Source organism: Kitasatospora sp. NPDC050543, assembly GCF_044457565.1.
Classification (GTDB): domain Bacteria; phylum Actinomycetota; class Actinomycetes; order Streptomycetales; family Streptomycetaceae; genus Kitasatospora.
Genome location: NZ_JBITGZ010000012.1, coordinates 97692 through 113860, shown reverse-complemented (window position 1 = coordinate 113860; position 16169 = coordinate 97692). Strand labels below are relative to the sequence as shown.

Genomic DNA, 16169 nt, shown 5'->3' with positions numbered 1-16169 from the left:
GGCGGGCGACGGGAGGCCACCCACGGCCCCCGTCACCCGCCGCATGCGGAGCCTGCCGCCGCGAAGCTCGCCGCCCGCGAAGCTCGCTGACCCGTTCACGCCCCGGGCCTGGCGAAGGCCCCTCCCCGCCGCCGGTCGACGGCTGCGGGGAGGGGCCTTTCGCGTTGCTCAGTGCCCCGCGGCGGTGGTGCTGGTCGCCGCGGCGGTGGCAGCGCCCGCGGCGGGGGCCGTGGCCGGGGCCGTGGTGGCACCCGGAGCCGCCGGGCCGGTCGGAGCGGCCGGAACCGCCGGGGTCGCGGCGGCCGGCGAGGCGGGCGTGGCCGGGGTGGCCGGGCGCGCGGCACCGGCCGGGCCGTAGCCGGCGAAGTAGCCCTTGTTCGGGTAGACGTTGGCGTCGGCCTCGGCCTTGGCGCCGCTGTCGAAGGCGAAGGTGGTCGGCACGAAGCCGCCGACCTCGAGGGTCGCCGACGCGATCCGCGCGGTGGGGTTGCCCGCACCGCCGATCGCGACCGCGCCGTTCGGCGGGATGACGATCGAGGCGGTCGGAGCGCCGGAGGCGTCGGCGAAGGTCGCGGTGCCCGCGTCCACGGTGACGGACTGCAGGATCGCCGGGAGGGCGCCGGTGTTGCTGATGTTCACCGTGAGGTTCGCGGGGCCGGTGTGCTTGCCCGAGGACTCGTCCCCGGTCACCACCACGATGTTGTTCAGCCGGAGGTCGTTGCCGACGGTCGCCGAGGCGGTGTCCGGCTTGACCTCCAGGGTCTCCGCGGAGTTGCCGGCCGCGCAGGCGGACAGCGAGGCAATGGCGAGGGCGGCGATGGCGGCGATGCTGCCGCGTCGAAGGCTGCGGCTCACGGCGGCGGCTTCTCCTAGGTCACGTGTCGGGTGGTCAGGGCTCAGATTACCGACCGCACTTATCCGGCTCTCACGGGGTGGGTCCGTGTCGCAGGGCGAGTGCCGCCGGAGGGGCCTGCCGGCGCCGCCGGAGCGGGTACGGCGCAAGGCCGGCGCGAGTGCTCGCGCGGGTGCCGGAGCGTGGGCTGTCCGGTGGCAGTGCGACGCCGGATCGCACGCCCCCCGACGCCGGGTGGATGCGCCGTACGGGTGTGCAGGCCGGGCACGAACCGGCCGGTGGCCGGGGCTGCCGCACCGGAACAAGATCAGATCACGATTGGGAAACGACTCGATAAAGGGCCAGAAGTCAAGATCCAATCATGGTTTCGGGAGTGTTGCCGCGGGTTTCGCCGGACACCGGAACCGCCTCCCACCTGCGAGAAGCTCACCTCGAACATCGGTCGCAGCACGTCATGGGGGTGATTGTCAAGCCCCGAGACCCGCCCTGACCTGCGAAAACGCCCTTCGAGTGCGCCGAAAAGCGTGTTATTCTGGAAAGCCACGGAAGGGGTCCTGTCACATGACGTTCAAGGTTGGCGACACGGTGGTCTACCCCCATCACGGGGCCGCGCTGATCGAGGCCATCGAAATTCGCCAGATCAAAGGTGTGGACAAGACCTACCTGGTGCTCAAGGTGCAGCAGGGAGACCTGACGCTGCGTGTGCCCGCCGAGAACGCGGAGTTCGTCGGCGTGCGCGACGTAGTCGGCCAGGAGGGTCTGGACCGGGTCTTCGAGGTGCTTCGCGCACCGTACACCGAAGAGCCGACCAACTGGTCCCGCCGCTACAAGGCAAACCTCGAAAAGCTCGCCTCGGGCGACGTTATCAAGGTCGCCGAGGTTGTGCGCGACCTTTGGCGTCGCGAGCGTGAGCGCGGTCTGTCGGCCGGCGAGAAGCGCATGCTCGCCAAGGCGCGCCAGATCCTGGTCAGCGAGCTCGCGCTCGCCGAGAACACCAACGAGGACAAGGCGGAGACGCTGCTCGACGAGGTCCTCGCCTCGTAGTTCGTTCTCCCGCTCACCAGCGCCCGAATGCCGGCGCGCCGCTCAGGGTGCATGTCACCCGAGGTGGTGCAGTGGCACCTCGGGCGCTGAGGCGTGTCCGCCGCCGCGCGGCTCTGAAAGGGGTCCGCGGCGCCCGTCGGGCACGCCATGGCCATACCCACTTCGCCGAAGGAGTGAAACCTGAACGCCGCAGGAGCAGTCGCAGCAGCAGTGGTGCCCGCCGCCGGGCGTGGCGAGCGCTTGGGGCCCGGCGCCCCGAAGGCCCTGCGGGAACTCGGCGGGGTCCCGCTGCTGGTGCACGCCGTGCGGGCGCTGGCGCGCAGCCGGGCGGTGGGCCTGGTGGTGGTGGCGGCTCCGCCCGAGGGTGTGGCCGAGGTCACGGCGCTGCTCGACAGTCACGGTCTGGACGGCAAGGACGTCCGAGTGGTGGCCGGCGGCGCGACCCGCCAGGAGTCGGTGCGGCTGGGGTTGGCGGCGATCCCGCAGGACGTGGAGATCGTTCTGGTGCACGACGCGGCGCGGCCGCTCGTCCCGGTCGAGGTGGTGGACGCCGTCGCGGCGGCCGTCCGGGCCGGGGCCGAGGCCGTGGTCCCGGCGGTTCCGCTGGCCGACACCGTCAAGCGGGTCGAGCCGCAGGCCGCCGGGGCGCCCGAGCCGGTGTTGGACACGCCCGACCGGGCGACCCTGCGCGCGGTGCAGACCCCGCAGGGATTCCGCCGCCGGACCCTGCACGAGGTGCACGCCAAGGCGCTGGCCGAGGAGAGCGGGGGCGCTGCCGGTGGCGCACTGCCGCCGGTCACCGACGACGCCGGCCTGGTCGAGCGCTTCGGCGGTCAGGTGTTCGTGGTGCCCGGCCACGAGGAGGCGTTCAAGGTGACCCGTCCGCTGGACCTCGTACTCGCCGAGGCCGTACTCGCCCGCCGGAGGGCCTCCGATGGCTTCTGACCCGCTGAACCCGCCCCCCGCGACTGCCGCGGCCCCCGTGGCCCCGGTGATCCCGCGCGTCGGCATCGGCACCGACGTGCACGCGTTCGAGCCGGGCCGCCCGCTCTGGGTGGCCGGTCTGGAGTGGGCCGACTCGGAGTTCGGCCTGGCCGGGCACTCCGACGGTGACGTGGCCGCGCACGCGGCCTGTGACGCGCTCTTCGCGGCCGCCGGGGTCGGCGACCTGGGTGCGCACTTCGGCACCGACCGCCCCGAGTGGTCCGGCGCCTCCGGTGTGAAGCTGCTCGGCGAGGCGGCGCGGATCGTACGCGCGGCCGGCTTCGAGATCGGGAACGTCTCGGTGCAGGTGATCGGCGTCCGCCCGAAGGTCGGCAAGCGCCGGGCCGAGGCGCAGGCGGCGCTGTCGGCGGCCGCCGGTGCGCCGGTGTCGGTGTCGGGCACCACCACCGACGGTCTGGGCCTCACCGGCCGGGCCGAGGGCCTCGCCGCGATCGCCACCGCGCTGGTCTACGAGACCCGCCGCACCGCGCAGTAGCTCGGGGCTCCGGGTGCCGGGTGCCGGGTGCCGGATTCCGGACTCGGGGCTCCGGGGTCGGACCGGGCCGCATGGGTCCGGCGGGGGTGACATCCGGCCCGCCGGGGAATATCTCCCGGCTGACGCGTGTTCAGCTCCGTCGGCACGGGGAGTGGTCGTTACCGTGGGCGCGGGCAGCCGGTCCCCGGCCGGCACCCGGTACTCCCCACGCGACGAGCGAACGAGACGAGGTGCCCATGGCCGCGCAACTGTCCGACCGGGCGAAGGCCCTGATCGACGGCAAGAGCTTCGCCGTCGTCGCCACCGTGCAGCCCGACGGCAGCCCACAGGCCTCCGTGGTCTGGGTGAAGCGGGACGGTGACGACATCCTGTTCTCCACCGTCGAGGGCCGGCGCAAGCACCTGAACATGGTCAAGGACCCGCGGGTCTCCCTGGTGGTCAACCCGCCGGACAGCCCTTACTCCTACGCGGAGGTCCGGGGCGAGGTGACCTTTACCAGGGAGGGCGGCCGGGAGCTGATCGACGAGCTCGCGCACAAGTACCGGGGCGAGAAGACGTACGGCTTCGACGGCCCGGACGACGTACGGGTGGTGTGCCGGCTCACCCCGCGGAAGGTGGTCGGCAACCTCTGAGCGGCGCGCCGGGCACAGCACGGCCGCTCCGAGCGGTGCACGGCCGCTCCGACCAGGGCTGAACGGCGGTGACCGGCTCCACGCGGAGGACCTCCCTCCGCTAGGCCACACATATGTAACGGCCCCGCGGCGGTATTGACATTCGAGAATGTCGCGGGGCACCCCCCTGTGCCCACTACGCTTGACGCTGTGAGCCTTCGCCTGTACGACACCAGCACCCGCCAGGTACGCGACTTCGTCCCGCTTGTACCGGGTTGTGTCTCGATGTACCTGTGTGGCGCGACCGTCCAGGCTGCCCCGCACATCGGACACATCCGGTCCAACCTCAACTTCGACGTCATGCGTCGGTGGTTCGGCTACCGCGGCTACGACGTCACCTTCGTCCGCAACGTCACCGACATCGACGACAAGGTCATCGACAAGGCGCGCACGCTCGGCACCCCGTGGTGGCAGATCGCGTACGCCAACGAGCGGGCCTTCAACGACGGCTACACGGCGCTCGGTTGCCTGCCGCCGTCGGTGGAGCCCCGGGCGACCGGGCACGTCCCCGAGATGATCGAGATGATGCAGACGCTCATCTCGAAGGGGCACGCCTACGAGTCCGAGGGCAACGTCTACTTCGCCGTCACCACCTACCCGGACTACCTGGCGCTCTCCAACCAGGAGTTGGAGAACCTCCGGCAGCCGGAGAGCGCGGGCGAGACCGGCAAGCGCGACCCGCGCGACTTCGCGATGTGGAAGCGGGCCAAGGAGGGTGAGCCCAGCTGGGACACCCCGTGGGGCCGCGGCCGCCCCGGCTGGCACCTGGAGTGCTCGGCGATGGCGCACAAGTACCTGGGCCGGGCCTTCGACATCCACGGCGGCGGGCTGGACCTGATCTTCCCGCACCACGAGAACGAGATCGCCCAGTCCAAGGCCTTCGGCGATGACTTCGCGAACTTCTGGGTGCACAACGCCTGGGTCACCATGAGCGGCGAGAAGATGAGCAAGTCGCTCGGCAACTCGGTGCTGATCTCCGAGATGGTCCAGCGCTGGCGGCCCATCGTGCTCCGCTACTACCTGGCGGGCCCGCACTACCGCTCGATGATCGAGTACAGCGAGGAGTCGATCCGCGAGGCCGAGACCGGCTTCGCCCGGATCGAGGGCTTCATCCAGCGGGTCATCGAGCGCTGCGGCGCGGTCGACGCGGCGCCCGAGGTGCCGCTCGCCTTCGCCGAGGCGATGGACGACGACCTGGGTGTCCCGCAGGCGCTGGCCATCGTGCACACCGCCGTCCGGCAGGGCAACAGCGCGCTGACGGCGGACGACAAGGAGAACGCGGTAGCGCGTCTGGCCGAGGTCCGTGCGATGCTCGGAGTGCTGGGTCTCGACCCGCTCGACGAGCAGTGGGCCGGCACCGACCGTGGCGCTGACCTCCACGGCGTGGTCGACTCGCTGGTCAGGCTGGTGCTGGAGCAGCGCCAGGCGGCTCGGGCCCGCAAGGACTTCGCCACCGCGGACGCCATCCGTGACCAGCTCGGCCTGGCCGGGCTGACGATCGAGGACACCCCGTCCGGCTCGCGCTGGACGATCAACAACCAGTAACCCCGCACGAGTGTCGGGGTGAGGGTGGGCCGTACCGGACCGGTACGGCCCTCCCGCATGACGCAGAGCATGTTCGGACGGAACGGCCGTCGGGCGTGCGAGACAGACAGGGAAGTACAGCCATGGCCGGCAACAGCGCACGCAGGAACCGACGCAACCCCGGATCGAAGAAGGGCGCGAGTGTCGGGACCGGCGGCCACAGCCGGAAGGCACTGCAGGGCAAGGGCCCGACCCCGCCCGGCGAGGCCCGCAAGGGGCACCCCAAGCAGCGCCAGGCGAACGCCGCGATCAAGCGTGAGCGGGATGCCAAGGCCCGCGCCGGCATGCGCCGCAGCGGTGGCGGCGGCCGTGGCGGCCGTGGCGGCGCCGGCGCGGCCGAGCTGGTCGTCGGCCGCAACTCGGTGGTCGAGGCGCTCCAGGGCGGCGTGCCGGCCACCGCGCTGTACGTCATGCAGTTCATCGACACCGACGACCGCGTCCGCGAGGCCTTCCAGGCCGCCAACGAGCGTGGCGTCCCGCTGATGGAGGCCCCGCGGCCCCAGCTGGACCAGATGACGGGTGGCCTCAACCACCAGGGCCTGGTGCTCCAGGTCCCGCCGTACGAGTACGCGCACCCGGACGACCTGCTGGCCGCGGCCGCCGACCTCGGCCAGGACGCGCTGGTGATGGCGCTGGACGGGGTCACCGACTCCCGTAACCTCGGCGCCGTGGTCCGCTCCGCCGCCGCCTTCGGCGCCCACGGTGTGGTGATCCCCGAGCGCCGCGCGGCCGGTATGACCGCCGGTGCCTGGAAGACCTCCTCGGGCGCGGCGGCCCGGCTGCCCGTCGCCCGAGCGACCAACCTGACCCGCGCGCTGGAGACGTACCAGAAGGCCGGTCTGGTGGTCGTCGGCCTGGCGGCCGACGGCGAGGCGGAGATCGGCGACCTGGAAGCGCTGACCGGCCCGGTCGTCATCGTGGCCGGCAGCGAGGGCAAGGGCCTCTCGCGCCTGGTCTCGGAGACCTGTGACATCCGGGTGCGGATCCCGATGCCGGGTGCCACCGAGTCGCTGAACGCCGGTGTCGCGGCGGGCATCGTGCTGTACGAGGCCGCCCGGCTGCGCGCGCGCGTCGGCTAATAGGTGGCGGAACGGGTTGCGTTCGCTCGTAGTAGCCCGTAGCCCGTAGCCCGTAGCCCGTAGCCCGTAGCTTGTGGTTCGTGGTTCGTGGTTCGAAGTCGGCGAGGGCCGGCCCGCTCTCGGTGCGGGCCGGCCCTCGCCGTACCGGGCGGTGTAGTGCCGGGCGGTGTCATTCCGGCCTGCCGGACCCGCGCCGTGCCGGCCCGGTCGGCGTCGCGGACGGCAATCCGAAAGCGTCCGACGGCAAAGCGATCGGGTCCTGTCGGGCCCGATCGCTTTTCTCATGATCACTTCAAGTGGGTGCCGAGAATCCACTCGGGAGAGTGTCCTATCCGGGCGTCACCCGGTTAGACGGGTGTGGACACCAGAACACCTCGGTTCCCCGGGCAGGGCGGCACGGCGGGGATAGATTCCGGCCCCGGTCTCAACACGGTCAAGGTGCCGTCCGACCCCGCTCGGCTCAGCAGCACCCAGGCGAGCTTCCAGCTCAGACTCGGCACCCCGGTGGCGCCGCTGATCGAGGCACCGGCCGGCGCGCTCTCGTACGGTGCCGCGTTCGGCGACCCCTACGCCTCGCAGGGCTTCATCCGCCGCCCGCTGGTCACCCCCCAGGTGGTCGTCGACACGGCCGCGCTCCCGCTGCTCACCGGCGCTGCCGGCGGGGCGGCCGGCGCCGGTGCGGGGACGACGCCCCGGCGCAAGGGCAGGGTCACCGCCGTCACCTGGACGGGCGAGGCCGCCCCGGGTGACGTGGCGGCCACCCAGCTGCTGGAGGCGGCACGCCTCAACACCGTGCCCGCCCGGGCGGGAGCCTCGCTCGCTGCGGGCGGTGGCGGCGCGGGCAGCACCCTGTCGGACGATCAGGCGACCCGGGCGATGCCCGCGTACAGCGGCGCCCGGACGGTGCCGCGCCAGCCCGGTTCCCCGGGCGGCGCGGGTGCCACGGGCGGTGCCGGTGCCGGCCGCCGGCCGCAGGCAGGCGGCTGGACCCCCGCCGGGGAGCTCCCGGAGGTCTCGGCCGCCGACTCCAGGCACGCCCGGTACCCGGGCCGCCGGGTCGACCTCGGCCTCGTCCTGCTCCCGCTGCGCGTGGTGCTCGGCGGCCTCTCGGTCTACGCCGGCTTCAACAAGCTGTGCGACCCGGTCTACTTCGACGGCGGCGACCGCGGTTCGATGATGCGCTGGCTCTCCTCGCTGCACCCCTGGAAGGTCGCCGAGCCCCTGCTCGCCTTCGCGATGGGCCACCCGGTGGGTGCCGGGCTCGGCGTGGCCTTCACCGAGGTGGTGGTCGGGGTGCTCGCCATCCTCGGCCTCTGGCAGCGGCTCGCGGCCGGCGTCGCGATGCTGCTCTCCGCCGCCCTGCTGTTCACGGTCAGCTGGCGGGCCGTCCCCATGTACGACACGCCCGAACTGATCTTCCTGGCGGCCTGGAGCCCGCTGCTGATCGCCGGCGCGCCGTTCGGCTCGCTGGACGGGCGGATCGCCCTGGAGGCCTGGCGCCGGCACGGCTCGGACGAGCCGGCCGCGCTGCGGCGCCGGGTGCTGCGCCGCGGGTCGGTGATCACCGCGGTGGTGGTCGGCCTGACCCTGCTGCTCGGCTCGATGCTGGGCGCCGCCGTCCGCACCGGAGGCCGTCCGCATCCCGGCCCGACCGGGCCGAGCAGTGACTACGGCACCCCGGTCTGGCCCGGCGGCACCTCGACGACGGCCCCGTCGAGCCCGGCGAAGGCACCCTCGCCGTCGCCCAACGCGTCGCGGACCCCCACGCCGACCGCGACACCGTCCGCTTCGGCGCCCACCTCCGCACCGGCCTCGTCCAAGCCCGGGCAGAGCGCCAAGCCGCACCCGACGAAGAGCGAGAGCGCCGGCGCCAACGCCCCCGCCGCACCGGGCACCACCAGCGCACCGACGGGCTCGGCGCCCGCCACCGGGCGCAGCAACACCGGCACACCCGGCGGCACGGCGCCCAAGCCGAGCCCGAGCAGCAGCCCGAGCGGCTCGGGACTGCTCGGCGGGGTCCTCGGCAGCGCCCCGCTGGCCGAGCTGCCCACGCTGGGCGCCAGGAGCGGGGGCGGTCGCACCCAGCCCGGGACGCCCACGTCGACCTGACGGGCCTCCACGGGCGGCTGTGCGGCCCCTGGACGTGCTTCGGCCGGGACACCCCGCGGGGTGTCCCGGCCGAACCGTCTTGCGGGAACCGTTGGTGCGCGCTCACGCGGGTGCAAGGTCGCCGCCCGGGGATCCCTGTATGCCCGATCTCCCCAGGATGCCGGGCCACTCCCCGAGGGCCCCTGCTCCCCGCGGGTGACCCCTACTCTCCGCGGGCGGCCAGCTCCTTGGCGGCCTCGGTGAGGTCCTTCGCGGTGTCGATGGCCCGCCAGTACGCGCCCTGCGGCAGCTGATAGCCCGCCAGCCGCTTGCCACGGGCCAGCTGGGGGAAGGTGGTCCGCTCGTGGTCGCCGACGTCCGGCAGGAGCGTGGTGAACTCGGGGCTGAACACGTACAGGCCCGCGTTGATCAGGAACGGCGACGGCGGCGCCTCGATGAAGTCCAGCACGTTGCCGAACTGGTCCGTCTCCACGGCGCCCCACGGGATGCGCGGGCGGGCCAGGGCGAGGGTCGCGACGGCGTCGCGCTCGTGGTGGAACGCGGCCATGTCGCGCAGGCTGAAACGCGTCCAGATGTCGCCGTTGGTGGCGTACCAGGGCTCGTCCGGGCGCGGCAGAGCGCGCGCCGCGTACTTGAGCCCGCCACCGCGCCCGAGCGGCTCCCGCTCGACGACGGTGCTCACGTTCAGCGGCAGGTCGGCCTGGTCGAGCCACTCCTGCAGCACCTCGGCCAGGTGCCCGCACGAGACCACCGCGTCGGTGACGCCCTCGGCGGCGAGCCAGGCCAGCTGGTGCCCGAGGATGGGCACGCCGGTGCCGGGGATCTCGACCAGCGGCTTCGGCCGGTCGTCGGTGTACGGGCGCAGCCGGGAGCCCTGTCCGCCGGCCAGGATCACAGCCTGGGTGACGGTGGGCGCTGCGAGCGATGCTGAGTCAGCGGTCATGCGGAGAACAATAGGGTCAGCCGCCCCGGTACGGGCCGCCTGCCCGCCGGGGCCGACCCGGCCACGTACCGGGCCAGGCGGCCGGGACCTACCGCGCTACCCGGCGATCCCGGCGGCGAACGACCCGTCACAGACCGGCCGGGCGAAGGCGCGGGCGCGCTGGACGTCACCCTGGTACTTGCGCACCGCGGCCTTGCCGAGGTCGCCGGCGAGCGAGCTGCAGTACGGGGTGAGCGACGGCTTCTCACGCATCGTCCGCTCCAGCAGGTCGAGCGCGCTGCCGGGGTTGTTGGCGCGCAGCTCGTCCAGCAGGTCCGCCCGCAGGGCGTCCTGCGGCGCGAGCCCCTGGGCGGAGCTGCTGCCGACTGTGGTGCGCCCGATGCCGGGCCCGTCGCCACTGGAGGCCGCGACCACCTGCTGGTCGAGCGAGGTCGGCGGGGCCCACGGGACGCGGGTCACGGCGAGGGTGCCGGTGGTCACCAGGATCACGGGCAGGGTGAGGGCTACGGTCTGGCCGATACGGCGCACAAGCTGCTTCACGGTCAGGAGCGTAGCGGTGAGTGGGCGGGGTATCGCACTCCGTCACGCCATCGAGTGATCCGTGTCCGGGTTCGTCCCGTCGCCGTGTTGACGCGGGCCGCCGAGGGCCGGCCCTGGCCGGTGCCCGCGGCGGCCGTACCGGGAACCCACGTGGCCGAGCCCCGCCGGACCGCGGTCCGGCGGGGCTCGGCCACGCGTCTACCCGTCGACAGGCGCTCAGTTGCTGAGGCGCTCGCCGCTCGTGGTCGAGAACACGTGGGTCTCCTCGGCGATCGGGACCACGTGGATGGTCGCGCCGCGCTCGGGGATCTGACGGCCGTGCACGCGCACAACCAGGTCGCGGTCCTGGCCGCCGATCCGGGTGGTGCCGTACACGAAGCCGTCCGCGCCGAGCTCCTCGACCACGTTGACGGTGACGGCCACGCCCTCCAGGCCGCCCGCCGGGACGATCTCGAAGTGCTCCGGGCGGATGCCCACGGTCACGGTCTTGTCGCTGTCGGCGCCGGCCAGCTCGGCCCGGGAGATGTTGATCACCGAGCCGCCGAACTTCACACCGCCGTCGACCAGCGGCACCTCGACCAGGTTCATCGCGGGGGAGCCGATGAAGCCGGCGACGAAGAGGTTCGCGGGGCGGTCGTACATGGTGCGCGGGGAGTCCACCTGCTGGAGCAGACCGTCCTTCAGCACCGCCACCCGGTCGCCCATGGTCAGCGCCTCGACCTGGTCGTGCGTGACGTACACGGTGGTGATGCCCAGACGGCGCTGGAGGCTCGCGATCTGGGTGCGGGTCGAGACGCGCAGCTTGGCGTCGAGGTTCGACAGCGGCTCGTCCATCAGGAAGACCTGGGGCTCACGGACGATCGCGCGGCCCATCGCGACGCGCTGGCGCTGACCGCCGGAGAGCGCCTTCGGCTTGCGGTCGAGGTAGTCCGTCAGGTCGAGGATCTTGGCGGCCTCCTCGACCTTGGTACGGATCTCGGCCTTGTTCACGCCGGCGATCTTGAGCGCGAAGCCCATGTTCTCGGCCACGGTCATGTGCGGGTACAGCGCGTAGTTCTGGAACACCATCGCGATGTCCCGGTCCTTCGGCGGCAGGTGCGTGACGTCGCGGTCGCCGATCCGGATGGCGCCACCGTTGACGTCCTCCAGGCCGGCCAGCATGCGAAGGCTGGTCGACTTGCCGCAGCCCGAGGGGCCGACGAGAACGAGGAACTCGCCGTCCTCGACGTGCAGCTCAAGGGCGTCCACGGCGGGCTTGGTGCCGCCGGGGTAGAGCCGGGTCGCCTTGTCGAACGTGACAGAAGCCATGGTTGTGCTCTCCTTCACCGGCAGGAACGTGCCGGACGATCCGAGTAAAGGGTGGATTGTCGTGCGGCCGGCCCGCGATGGTCTGAACCACGGAACCAGCCAGCCCCGGCGACGCTACCTGCCCCTTCGCCGCTTGTCAGCCCCCGTCGCCATCCACTTGCGCATCGGTTCGGTCACGTCCTCTCCGCCCCGCCACCACTATTTGCAGACACCGCCCCATCCGGGCCCGGTAGACTGCCCTCCGGTGCCGCCGTGGTCCGCCGCGGACGGTCACCGTGCCTCCTTAGCTCAGCTGGCCAGAGCACCGCTCTTGTAAAGCGGGGGTCGTCGGTTCGAACCCGACAGGGGGCTCTCGTTTTCACCTCGGATGAGGGTTCGGCCTTCCGGGGGCTTCATCGCCGGCCTCGGACGACTCGTCCGGGGCCGTTTGCGCGGCAGGGCCGGGCAGGGCCTCACCGGTGGGCGAGTACCGGTGCCGTCGCGAGGATGGCGGGGTCGTCGGCGAGGTCGTCCAACAGGGCGTCCAGCTTGGAGCGGTCGACCGACGACATCAGGAAGACGTGCACGTAGCTGCGCCGGGTGCTCTCGTCGCCCGGGGTGAGCAGGACGTCCTGCGAGGACAGTGACCACTTGGCCACCAGCTCGGGGCTGGGCTTGCGGAACCGCACCGTGATGGCGCCCGGGGTGCGTGCGGGCCACAGCTCGATGCCCTTCTCCCGTTCCAGGAAGCGGAGTTGCCGCTCAAGGTAGGCGGCCAGCTCCTGGGCCCCGCGGATCCGGTCGACCTGGTCCTGGTAGGAGTGCCGGGACAGGTGGTCCCAGAGCACCAGTGGCGAGAAGCCGTTGCGCGAGCCGGCGAACGTGGTGTCGGGGGCGCCGATGTACTCCGGCTGGGAGGGCGGTGAGATCTGGTACTTGACCTTGGTCATGTAGATGCCGCACGGCCACGGTGCGCCGGGCCACTTGTGGCCGCTCATGGCGATCGAGGAGACCATGTCGAGGTCGCCGAACTCCTGGGTCGCCAGGGTGATGCCGAAGTCGAACTCCGGCATGTCCGTGTCGGGGCTCCAGCCGAACCGTGCCGGCTCCGCGCCGGCCATCCGCATGAAGGGCGCGTACCCGGCGCCGAGGGCGCCGTCCACGTGGATCCAGAAGCGGCGTCGCAGGTCGACCAGCGGTTCGCCGGTGTGCGGGTCCTTGCCGTAGACCACCTCGCCCTGGATCAGCCGGTACTTCTCGAAGATCGGCAGCAGGCGCTCGCAGACCTGTCGGACGTCGTCGTGAGCGCCCTTGAAGGTGCTGCCGAGGTTGAGGCTGATGAAGATCGGGTGCCCCTTGGCGGCGAAGAACTCCACCAGCACCGCCAGGGCGTCGATGTCGATCTCCCCGGTGCCGTCCCACACCTGGCCCGAGGGGCCGCTGCGGGAGGGCACCTCGGCGGGCCATTCGCGCGGCGCGGCCGTGGGTCCTGGCAGCGGGCACTCGTCCGGGTACTGCTCCGTGCCCACGGCGTGGAAGGTCTCGACGCCCAGTACGTGGACCGCCTTGGCGAACGAGTAGTGGGTGTCCTCGGAGTAGAACGCCACCGGGCGGTAGGCGTTGGGGTTGCCGGGCTCGGACGGGGCCTGGACGTAGCGCGGGGTGCCGGACGGACCGGTCGGGGGCTGGATCAGCGCCTTGCCGCTCAGGTAGTCCCGAGCGTTCCAGAGCGCGTACATGTTGCCCTCGGTCGAGCCCATGGACAGCACGTACCCCCAGTACGACTCGGGGTCGTCCGCGCGGTACGGCGCCTTGGCGTGCCACAGGGCGGCGTAGTAGTCGAGCACCGCGCGCTCGACGACCTTGGTGTTCGGCTTGTAGCCGCCGCTCTGGAACGGGTCACCGAGGTTGTTGATGTTGTGCTGCATGAACCGGCCGAGGTCGAAGGCGCTCCCGCCCATCTCCTGGGTGGCCTGGTAGCCGAGCAGGTGATGGCGCTTGCTCGTCAGGTACTCGTCCATCGTGTCGAGCGCGCGCAGGCGCCGCTCGTCGTCCAGCCCGCCGGCCGGGAGCTCGAAGTCGCAGACGTCCGGCTCCGCGGCCGGGCGGTCCGGTCTACGGGCGGCGGGGACGTCCAGGGGCGATATCCGGACGTCCGGTCGTGCGAGCTCGTCGTGGCCGGGGTGAGCGGTCAGGGTGTCGGTTCGGCTCATGGCGCAGCACTCCCGGTTCGCTGGGTCGGAGACCCGCCGGGCAGGTCCGGTGGGGTTGGCGGCGGTGGCCGATCCGATCGGCAGCCAGGATGGAACCTGTGACGCCGGAGGGGGAAGCATTCCGCAGAACATTCGGAATCGGTGCGCCACATCTTGCGAATCATCGGTACGAGCGAGGACCCTGGGCCTCGTGCCGAACATTCCTCACACGCCGCGGGCCGCCATCGATGACGTGGACCGGGCGATCCTGCGCATCCTCGCGGACAACGCCCGCATGCCGAACAACGCGCTCGCGGACGCGGTGGGCATCGCCCCCTCGACCTGTCTGGCCCGGGTCCGCTCACTGCGCGAGCGCGGGGTCATCCGCGCGTTCCGGGCCGACATCGCCCCCGCCGCGATCGGGCTGCCGTTGCAGGCCATGATCTCGGTCCGGCTCCGGGCCCACACCCGTGAACAGAACGAGAGCTTCCGCGCCACGGCCCCCGACATGCCCGGCGTCGTGGCGGTGTTCCACATGGCCGGATCCGACGACTACCTGCTCCACGTCGCCCTCGCGCACCCGGACGCCCTGCGCGACTTCGTGGTGGACCACCTCACCACCCATCCGGCGGTGGCGCAGACCCGGACCAACCTGATCTTCGAGCAGATCGCCGGCCGCCGGCACCTGACCCCGGGGCGGTGAGCGACGGGGCCACGCGCGGCGGCTGGGACGGTGATGGCGGGTGGCGGTGGGTACCGCCTGGGCCGGCCGGACCTGGACGGCGTCGGTGCGTGCCGCCACCGCCGCGCGTGCCGGCGGCGGCTCTGCTGACCGGGGCGGCGGGGCGGCCGGCGCGCCCGTCGGCGGCTACTCCCCGGAGGGCGCCATCGTAATCGGGCGGACGCCGAGCTCGTGCGCCGCCTTGACGAAGGCGCGGAGGCGGGCCGTTTCGTTCGCGGTGCGCCACACCGGGGCCCATTCGGTGAGCGGGGCGTCGTGGATCGGCCGGAAGGTGATGCCGGGTGGGTTGTAGTGCCAGGCGGCGTGCGCGTTCAGCGGGCTGACGATCTGTCCGGCCGCGATGAGGCCGAGGATCTCGTGGAAGGTCCGCGCGACCGGACCGCGCTGTACCGGGCGGCCGCTCGGGGTCGTCGGCCTGGCCGGCCCGCAGCAGGGTGAACGGATCGCTGAAGTGGAACTCCACGATCTCGACGTCGCAGGCGGGGTAGCGGGCCCGGACGGCCTCGGTCACCGGGCGCATCTCGTTCTCCGGGGCGCCCTGACCATGTAGCGGCGCGGGTGGAGGGTGAGAGCCGGGCCCCGCGGAGCGGGAGCCGGGAGCGGGAGTACGGGGAGCAGGGGGAGCGAAGGAGGGGCGAGGGCAGCCCCGGGGGCACGGTGGTCGCGTGCGCCGTACGGTGGAGGAGGGGCGAACGAAGGAGGCTGTGATGCCCGGTTCTGTCACCATCAGTCACCATGAGATGGCTGTGATGCTCAGCCATGACGATGCCAAGCGGCTGGCCACCGTGCTGGACGAGATCGCGTACCTGCTGGAGATCCCGGGGCCCGACCGGCTCAGCGACGCCCAGGTCACCGCGCTCTGCGAGGGCAGGGCGCAGCAGCGCGGCGAGCTGTCGCAGTGGACGCGTGGGATGGCAGCGGAGCTGAAGGAGCGACTCCAGGAGCGGCTCCAGTAGCGGCGGGAACGCCCTGCGCCGCGGTGCGGGCCCGCCGTACGATGGCGCAGGAGACGACCGGCAGGCGGTCGTCTCCCGGCCGCTGCCATGGGCTCGGGCCGACGGCGCGGAGGCTGGGCGGACGGGTATGTCGATCTCCTGGATCACCGTCGGGACGCCGCTGCCCAGCGGTCCGATGCGGATCGCGGTGTCGCCGCTGGGGGTGGCCGCGGTGGACTACAACGGCGGCGAGGGCGCGGCGCGGGAGCCGCTCTGTACCGATCCGGCCAAGATCGCCGCGGTCACGGGCCGGATCGGCGAGTACCTCGGTGGCCGGCGCCGCGAGCTGGGCCTGCCGATCGACTGGAGTACGAGCAGCGGACCGCACCGCACCGTACTCCGGACCCTGCTGGCCGAGGTCCCGTACGGGAGCACCATCACCTACGGTGAACTCGCCGCCCGCAGCGGAGTGTTCGAGGACGTCTCGGAGCCGGGCCTGGCCGCCCGGACGGTCGGGCAGATGATGGCCGCCAATCCCTTCGCACTGCTGGTGCCGTGTCACCGGGTGGTCGCGGCGGACGGGATCGGCGGCTTCGGTGGCGGCCGGGTCGGCATCGAGGTCAAGCGCTGGCTGCTCACCCTGGAGGGTGTGCTGGACCCGACCCTGGACTGGAACGGTCCCGGCTGAGCCCCGAGGGCCGCGGCGGCCG

General features: G+C 72.5%; 15 protein-coding genes and 1 tRNA gene. 11 read left to right on the top strand and 5 right to left on the bottom strand.

Annotation, left to right across the window (positions count from 1 at the left end; translation table 11 throughout):
* Window positions 1–168 precede the first annotated feature (168 nt).
* Complete coding sequence (locus ACIBH3_RS17285; RefSeq protein WP_396312809.1) at window positions 169–855, bottom strand: DUF461 domain-containing protein; 687 nt, start codon at window positions 853–855, stop codon at window positions 169–171.
* 559 nt (window positions 856–1414) lie between these two features.
* On the opposite strand from ACIBH3_RS17285, the gene ACIBH3_RS17280 reads away from it, so the two are divergent.
* From ACIBH3_RS17280 to ACIBH3_RS17250, 7 genes are all read left to right on the top strand, one after another.
* On the top strand, window positions 1415–1897 hold the full coding sequence (locus ACIBH3_RS17280; RefSeq protein ID WP_030244332.1) for a CarD family transcriptional regulator: 483 nt from the start codon (window positions 1415–1417) through the stop codon (window positions 1895–1897).
* Window positions 1898–2107: 210 nt separating this feature from the next.
* Window positions 2108–2842: a 2-C-methyl-D-erythritol 4-phosphate cytidylyltransferase gene (ispD, locus tag ACIBH3_RS17275; RefSeq protein WP_396312808.1), complete on the top strand. Its 735-nt coding sequence runs from the start codon at window positions 2108–2110 to the stop codon at window positions 2840–2842.
* Window positions 2832–3377: a 2-C-methyl-D-erythritol 2,4-cyclodiphosphate synthase gene (ispF, locus tag ACIBH3_RS17270; RefSeq protein WP_396312807.1), complete on the top strand. Its 546-nt coding sequence runs from the start codon at window positions 2832–2834 to the stop codon at window positions 3375–3377. The genes ispD and ispF overlap by 11 nt, the downstream gene beginning before the upstream one ends.
* Window positions 3378–3613: 236 nt before the next feature.
* Entirely contained in the window at window positions 3614–4009 is a 396-nt protein-coding gene (locus ACIBH3_RS17265; protein ID WP_396312806.1) for a PPOX class F420-dependent oxidoreductase, read from the top strand.
* Between the two features lie 189 nt (window positions 4010–4198).
* The gene (gene cysS / locus ACIBH3_RS17260) at window positions 4199–5593 is read left to right on the top strand and encodes a cysteine--tRNA ligase (RefSeq protein ID WP_396312805.1); all 1395 of its coding nucleotides are present in this window, start codon (window positions 4199–4201) and stop codon (window positions 5591–5593) included.
* A 122-nt stretch (window positions 5594–5715) separates the two neighbouring features.
* On the top strand, window positions 5716–6711 hold the full coding sequence (rlmB, locus tag ACIBH3_RS17255; protein WP_396312804.1) for a 23S rRNA (guanosine(2251)-2'-O)-methyltransferase RlmB: 996 nt from the start codon (window positions 5716–5718) through the stop codon (window positions 6709–6711).
* Between the two features lie 438 nt (window positions 6712–7149).
* A complete protein-coding gene (locus tag ACIBH3_RS17250; protein ID WP_396312803.1) occupies window positions 7150–8820 on the top strand; it encodes a DoxX family membrane protein in 1671 nt (556 codons plus the stop codon).
* A 202-nt stretch (window positions 8821–9022) separates the two neighbouring features.
* Here the strand turns inward: ACIBH3_RS17250 and ACIBH3_RS17245 are convergent, their stop codons facing one another.
* From ACIBH3_RS17245 to ACIBH3_RS17235, 3 genes are all read right to left on the bottom strand, one after another.
* Window positions 9023–9763: an NDP-sugar synthase gene (locus ACIBH3_RS17245; protein ID WP_396312802.1), complete on the bottom strand. Its 741-nt coding sequence runs from the start codon at window positions 9761–9763 to the stop codon at window positions 9023–9025.
* A 96-nt stretch (window positions 9764–9859) separates the two neighbouring features.
* Complete coding sequence (locus tag ACIBH3_RS17240; RefSeq protein WP_396312801.1) at window positions 9860–10303, bottom strand: hypothetical protein; 444 nt, start codon at window positions 10301–10303, stop codon at window positions 9860–9862.
* A 216-nt stretch (window positions 10304–10519) separates the two neighbouring features.
* A complete protein-coding gene (locus ACIBH3_RS17235; protein WP_396312800.1) occupies window positions 10520–11611 on the bottom strand; it encodes an ABC transporter ATP-binding protein in 1092 nt (363 codons plus the stop codon).
* Window positions 11612–11888: 277 nt separating this feature from the next.
* Between ACIBH3_RS17235 and ACIBH3_RS17230 the strand changes: the two genes are divergently transcribed.
* Window positions 11889–11962: transfer RNA gene (locus ACIBH3_RS17230), tRNA-Thr, on the top strand.
* A 101-nt stretch (window positions 11963–12063) separates the two neighbouring features.
* Here the strand turns inward: ACIBH3_RS17230 and ACIBH3_RS17225 are convergent.
* Window positions 12064–13803 (bottom strand): histidine decarboxylase, encoded by a 1740-nt coding sequence (locus ACIBH3_RS17225; RefSeq protein WP_396312799.1) that lies wholly within the window; start codon window positions 13801–13803, stop codon window positions 12064–12066.
* A gap of 190 nt (window positions 13804–13993) precedes the next feature.
* Here ACIBH3_RS17225 and ACIBH3_RS17220 point away from each other — a divergent pair, with 190 nt between their 5' ends.
* The 3 genes from ACIBH3_RS17220 to ACIBH3_RS17210 all read left to right on the top strand — a co-directional run bounded on the left by ACIBH3_RS17220 (window position 13994) and on the right by ACIBH3_RS17210 (window position 16147).
* Complete coding sequence (locus tag ACIBH3_RS17220; RefSeq protein WP_396312798.1) at window positions 13994–14485, top strand: Lrp/AsnC family transcriptional regulator; 492 nt, start codon at window positions 13994–13996, stop codon at window positions 14483–14485.
* Between the two features lie 746 nt (window positions 14486–15231).
* Window positions 15232–15480 (top strand): hypothetical protein, encoded by a 249-nt coding sequence (locus ACIBH3_RS17215; RefSeq protein ID WP_396312797.1) that lies wholly within the window; start codon window positions 15232–15234, stop codon window positions 15478–15480.
* 127 nt (window positions 15481–15607) lie between these two features.
* Window positions 15608–16147 carry a methylated-DNA--[protein]-cysteine S-methyltransferase gene (locus ACIBH3_RS17210; RefSeq protein WP_396312796.1) on the top strand — a complete coding sequence of 180 codons (540 nt, stop codon included), beginning with the start codon at window positions 15608–15610 and terminating at the stop codon, window positions 16145–16147.
* The last annotated feature ends 22 nt before the right edge of the window (window positions 16148–16169 follow it).

What these genes read in the sequence shown, in the direction of transcription:
- ACIBH3_RS17280 (WP_030244332.1), top strand. Translation starts at nt 1,415, where the DNA reads ATGACGTTCAAGGTTGGCGACACGGTGGTCTACCCCCATCACGGGGCC.
- ispF (WP_396312807.1), top strand. Translation starts at nt 2,832, where the DNA reads ATGGCTTCTGACCCGCTGAACCCGCCCCCCGCGACTGCCGCGGCCCCC.
- ACIBH3_RS17265 (WP_396312806.1), top strand. Translation starts at nt 3,614, where the DNA reads ATGGCCGCGCAACTGTCCGACCGGGCGAAGGCCCTGATCGACGGCAAG.
- rlmB (WP_396312804.1), top strand. Translation starts at nt 5,716, where the DNA reads ATGGCCGGCAACAGCGCACGCAGGAACCGACGCAACCCCGGATCGAAG.
- ACIBH3_RS17245 (WP_396312802.1), bottom strand. Translation starts at nt 9,763, where the DNA reads ATGACCGCTGACTCAGCATCGCTCGCAGCGCCCACCGTCACCCAGGCT.
- ACIBH3_RS17235 (WP_396312800.1), bottom strand. Translation starts at nt 11,611, where the DNA reads ATGGCTTCTGTCACGTTCGACAAGGCGACCCGGCTCTACCCCGGCGGC.
- ACIBH3_RS17225 (WP_396312799.1), bottom strand. Translation starts at nt 13,803, where the DNA reads ATGAGCCGAACCGACACCCTGACCGCTCACCCCGGCCACGACGAGCTC.
- ACIBH3_RS17215 (WP_396312797.1), top strand. Translation starts at nt 15,232, where the DNA reads ATGCCCGGTTCTGTCACCATCAGTCACCATGAGATGGCTGTGATGCTC.
- ACIBH3_RS17210 (WP_396312796.1), top strand. Translation starts at nt 15,608, where the DNA reads ATGTCGATCTCCTGGATCACCGTCGGGACGCCGCTGCCCAGCGGTCCG.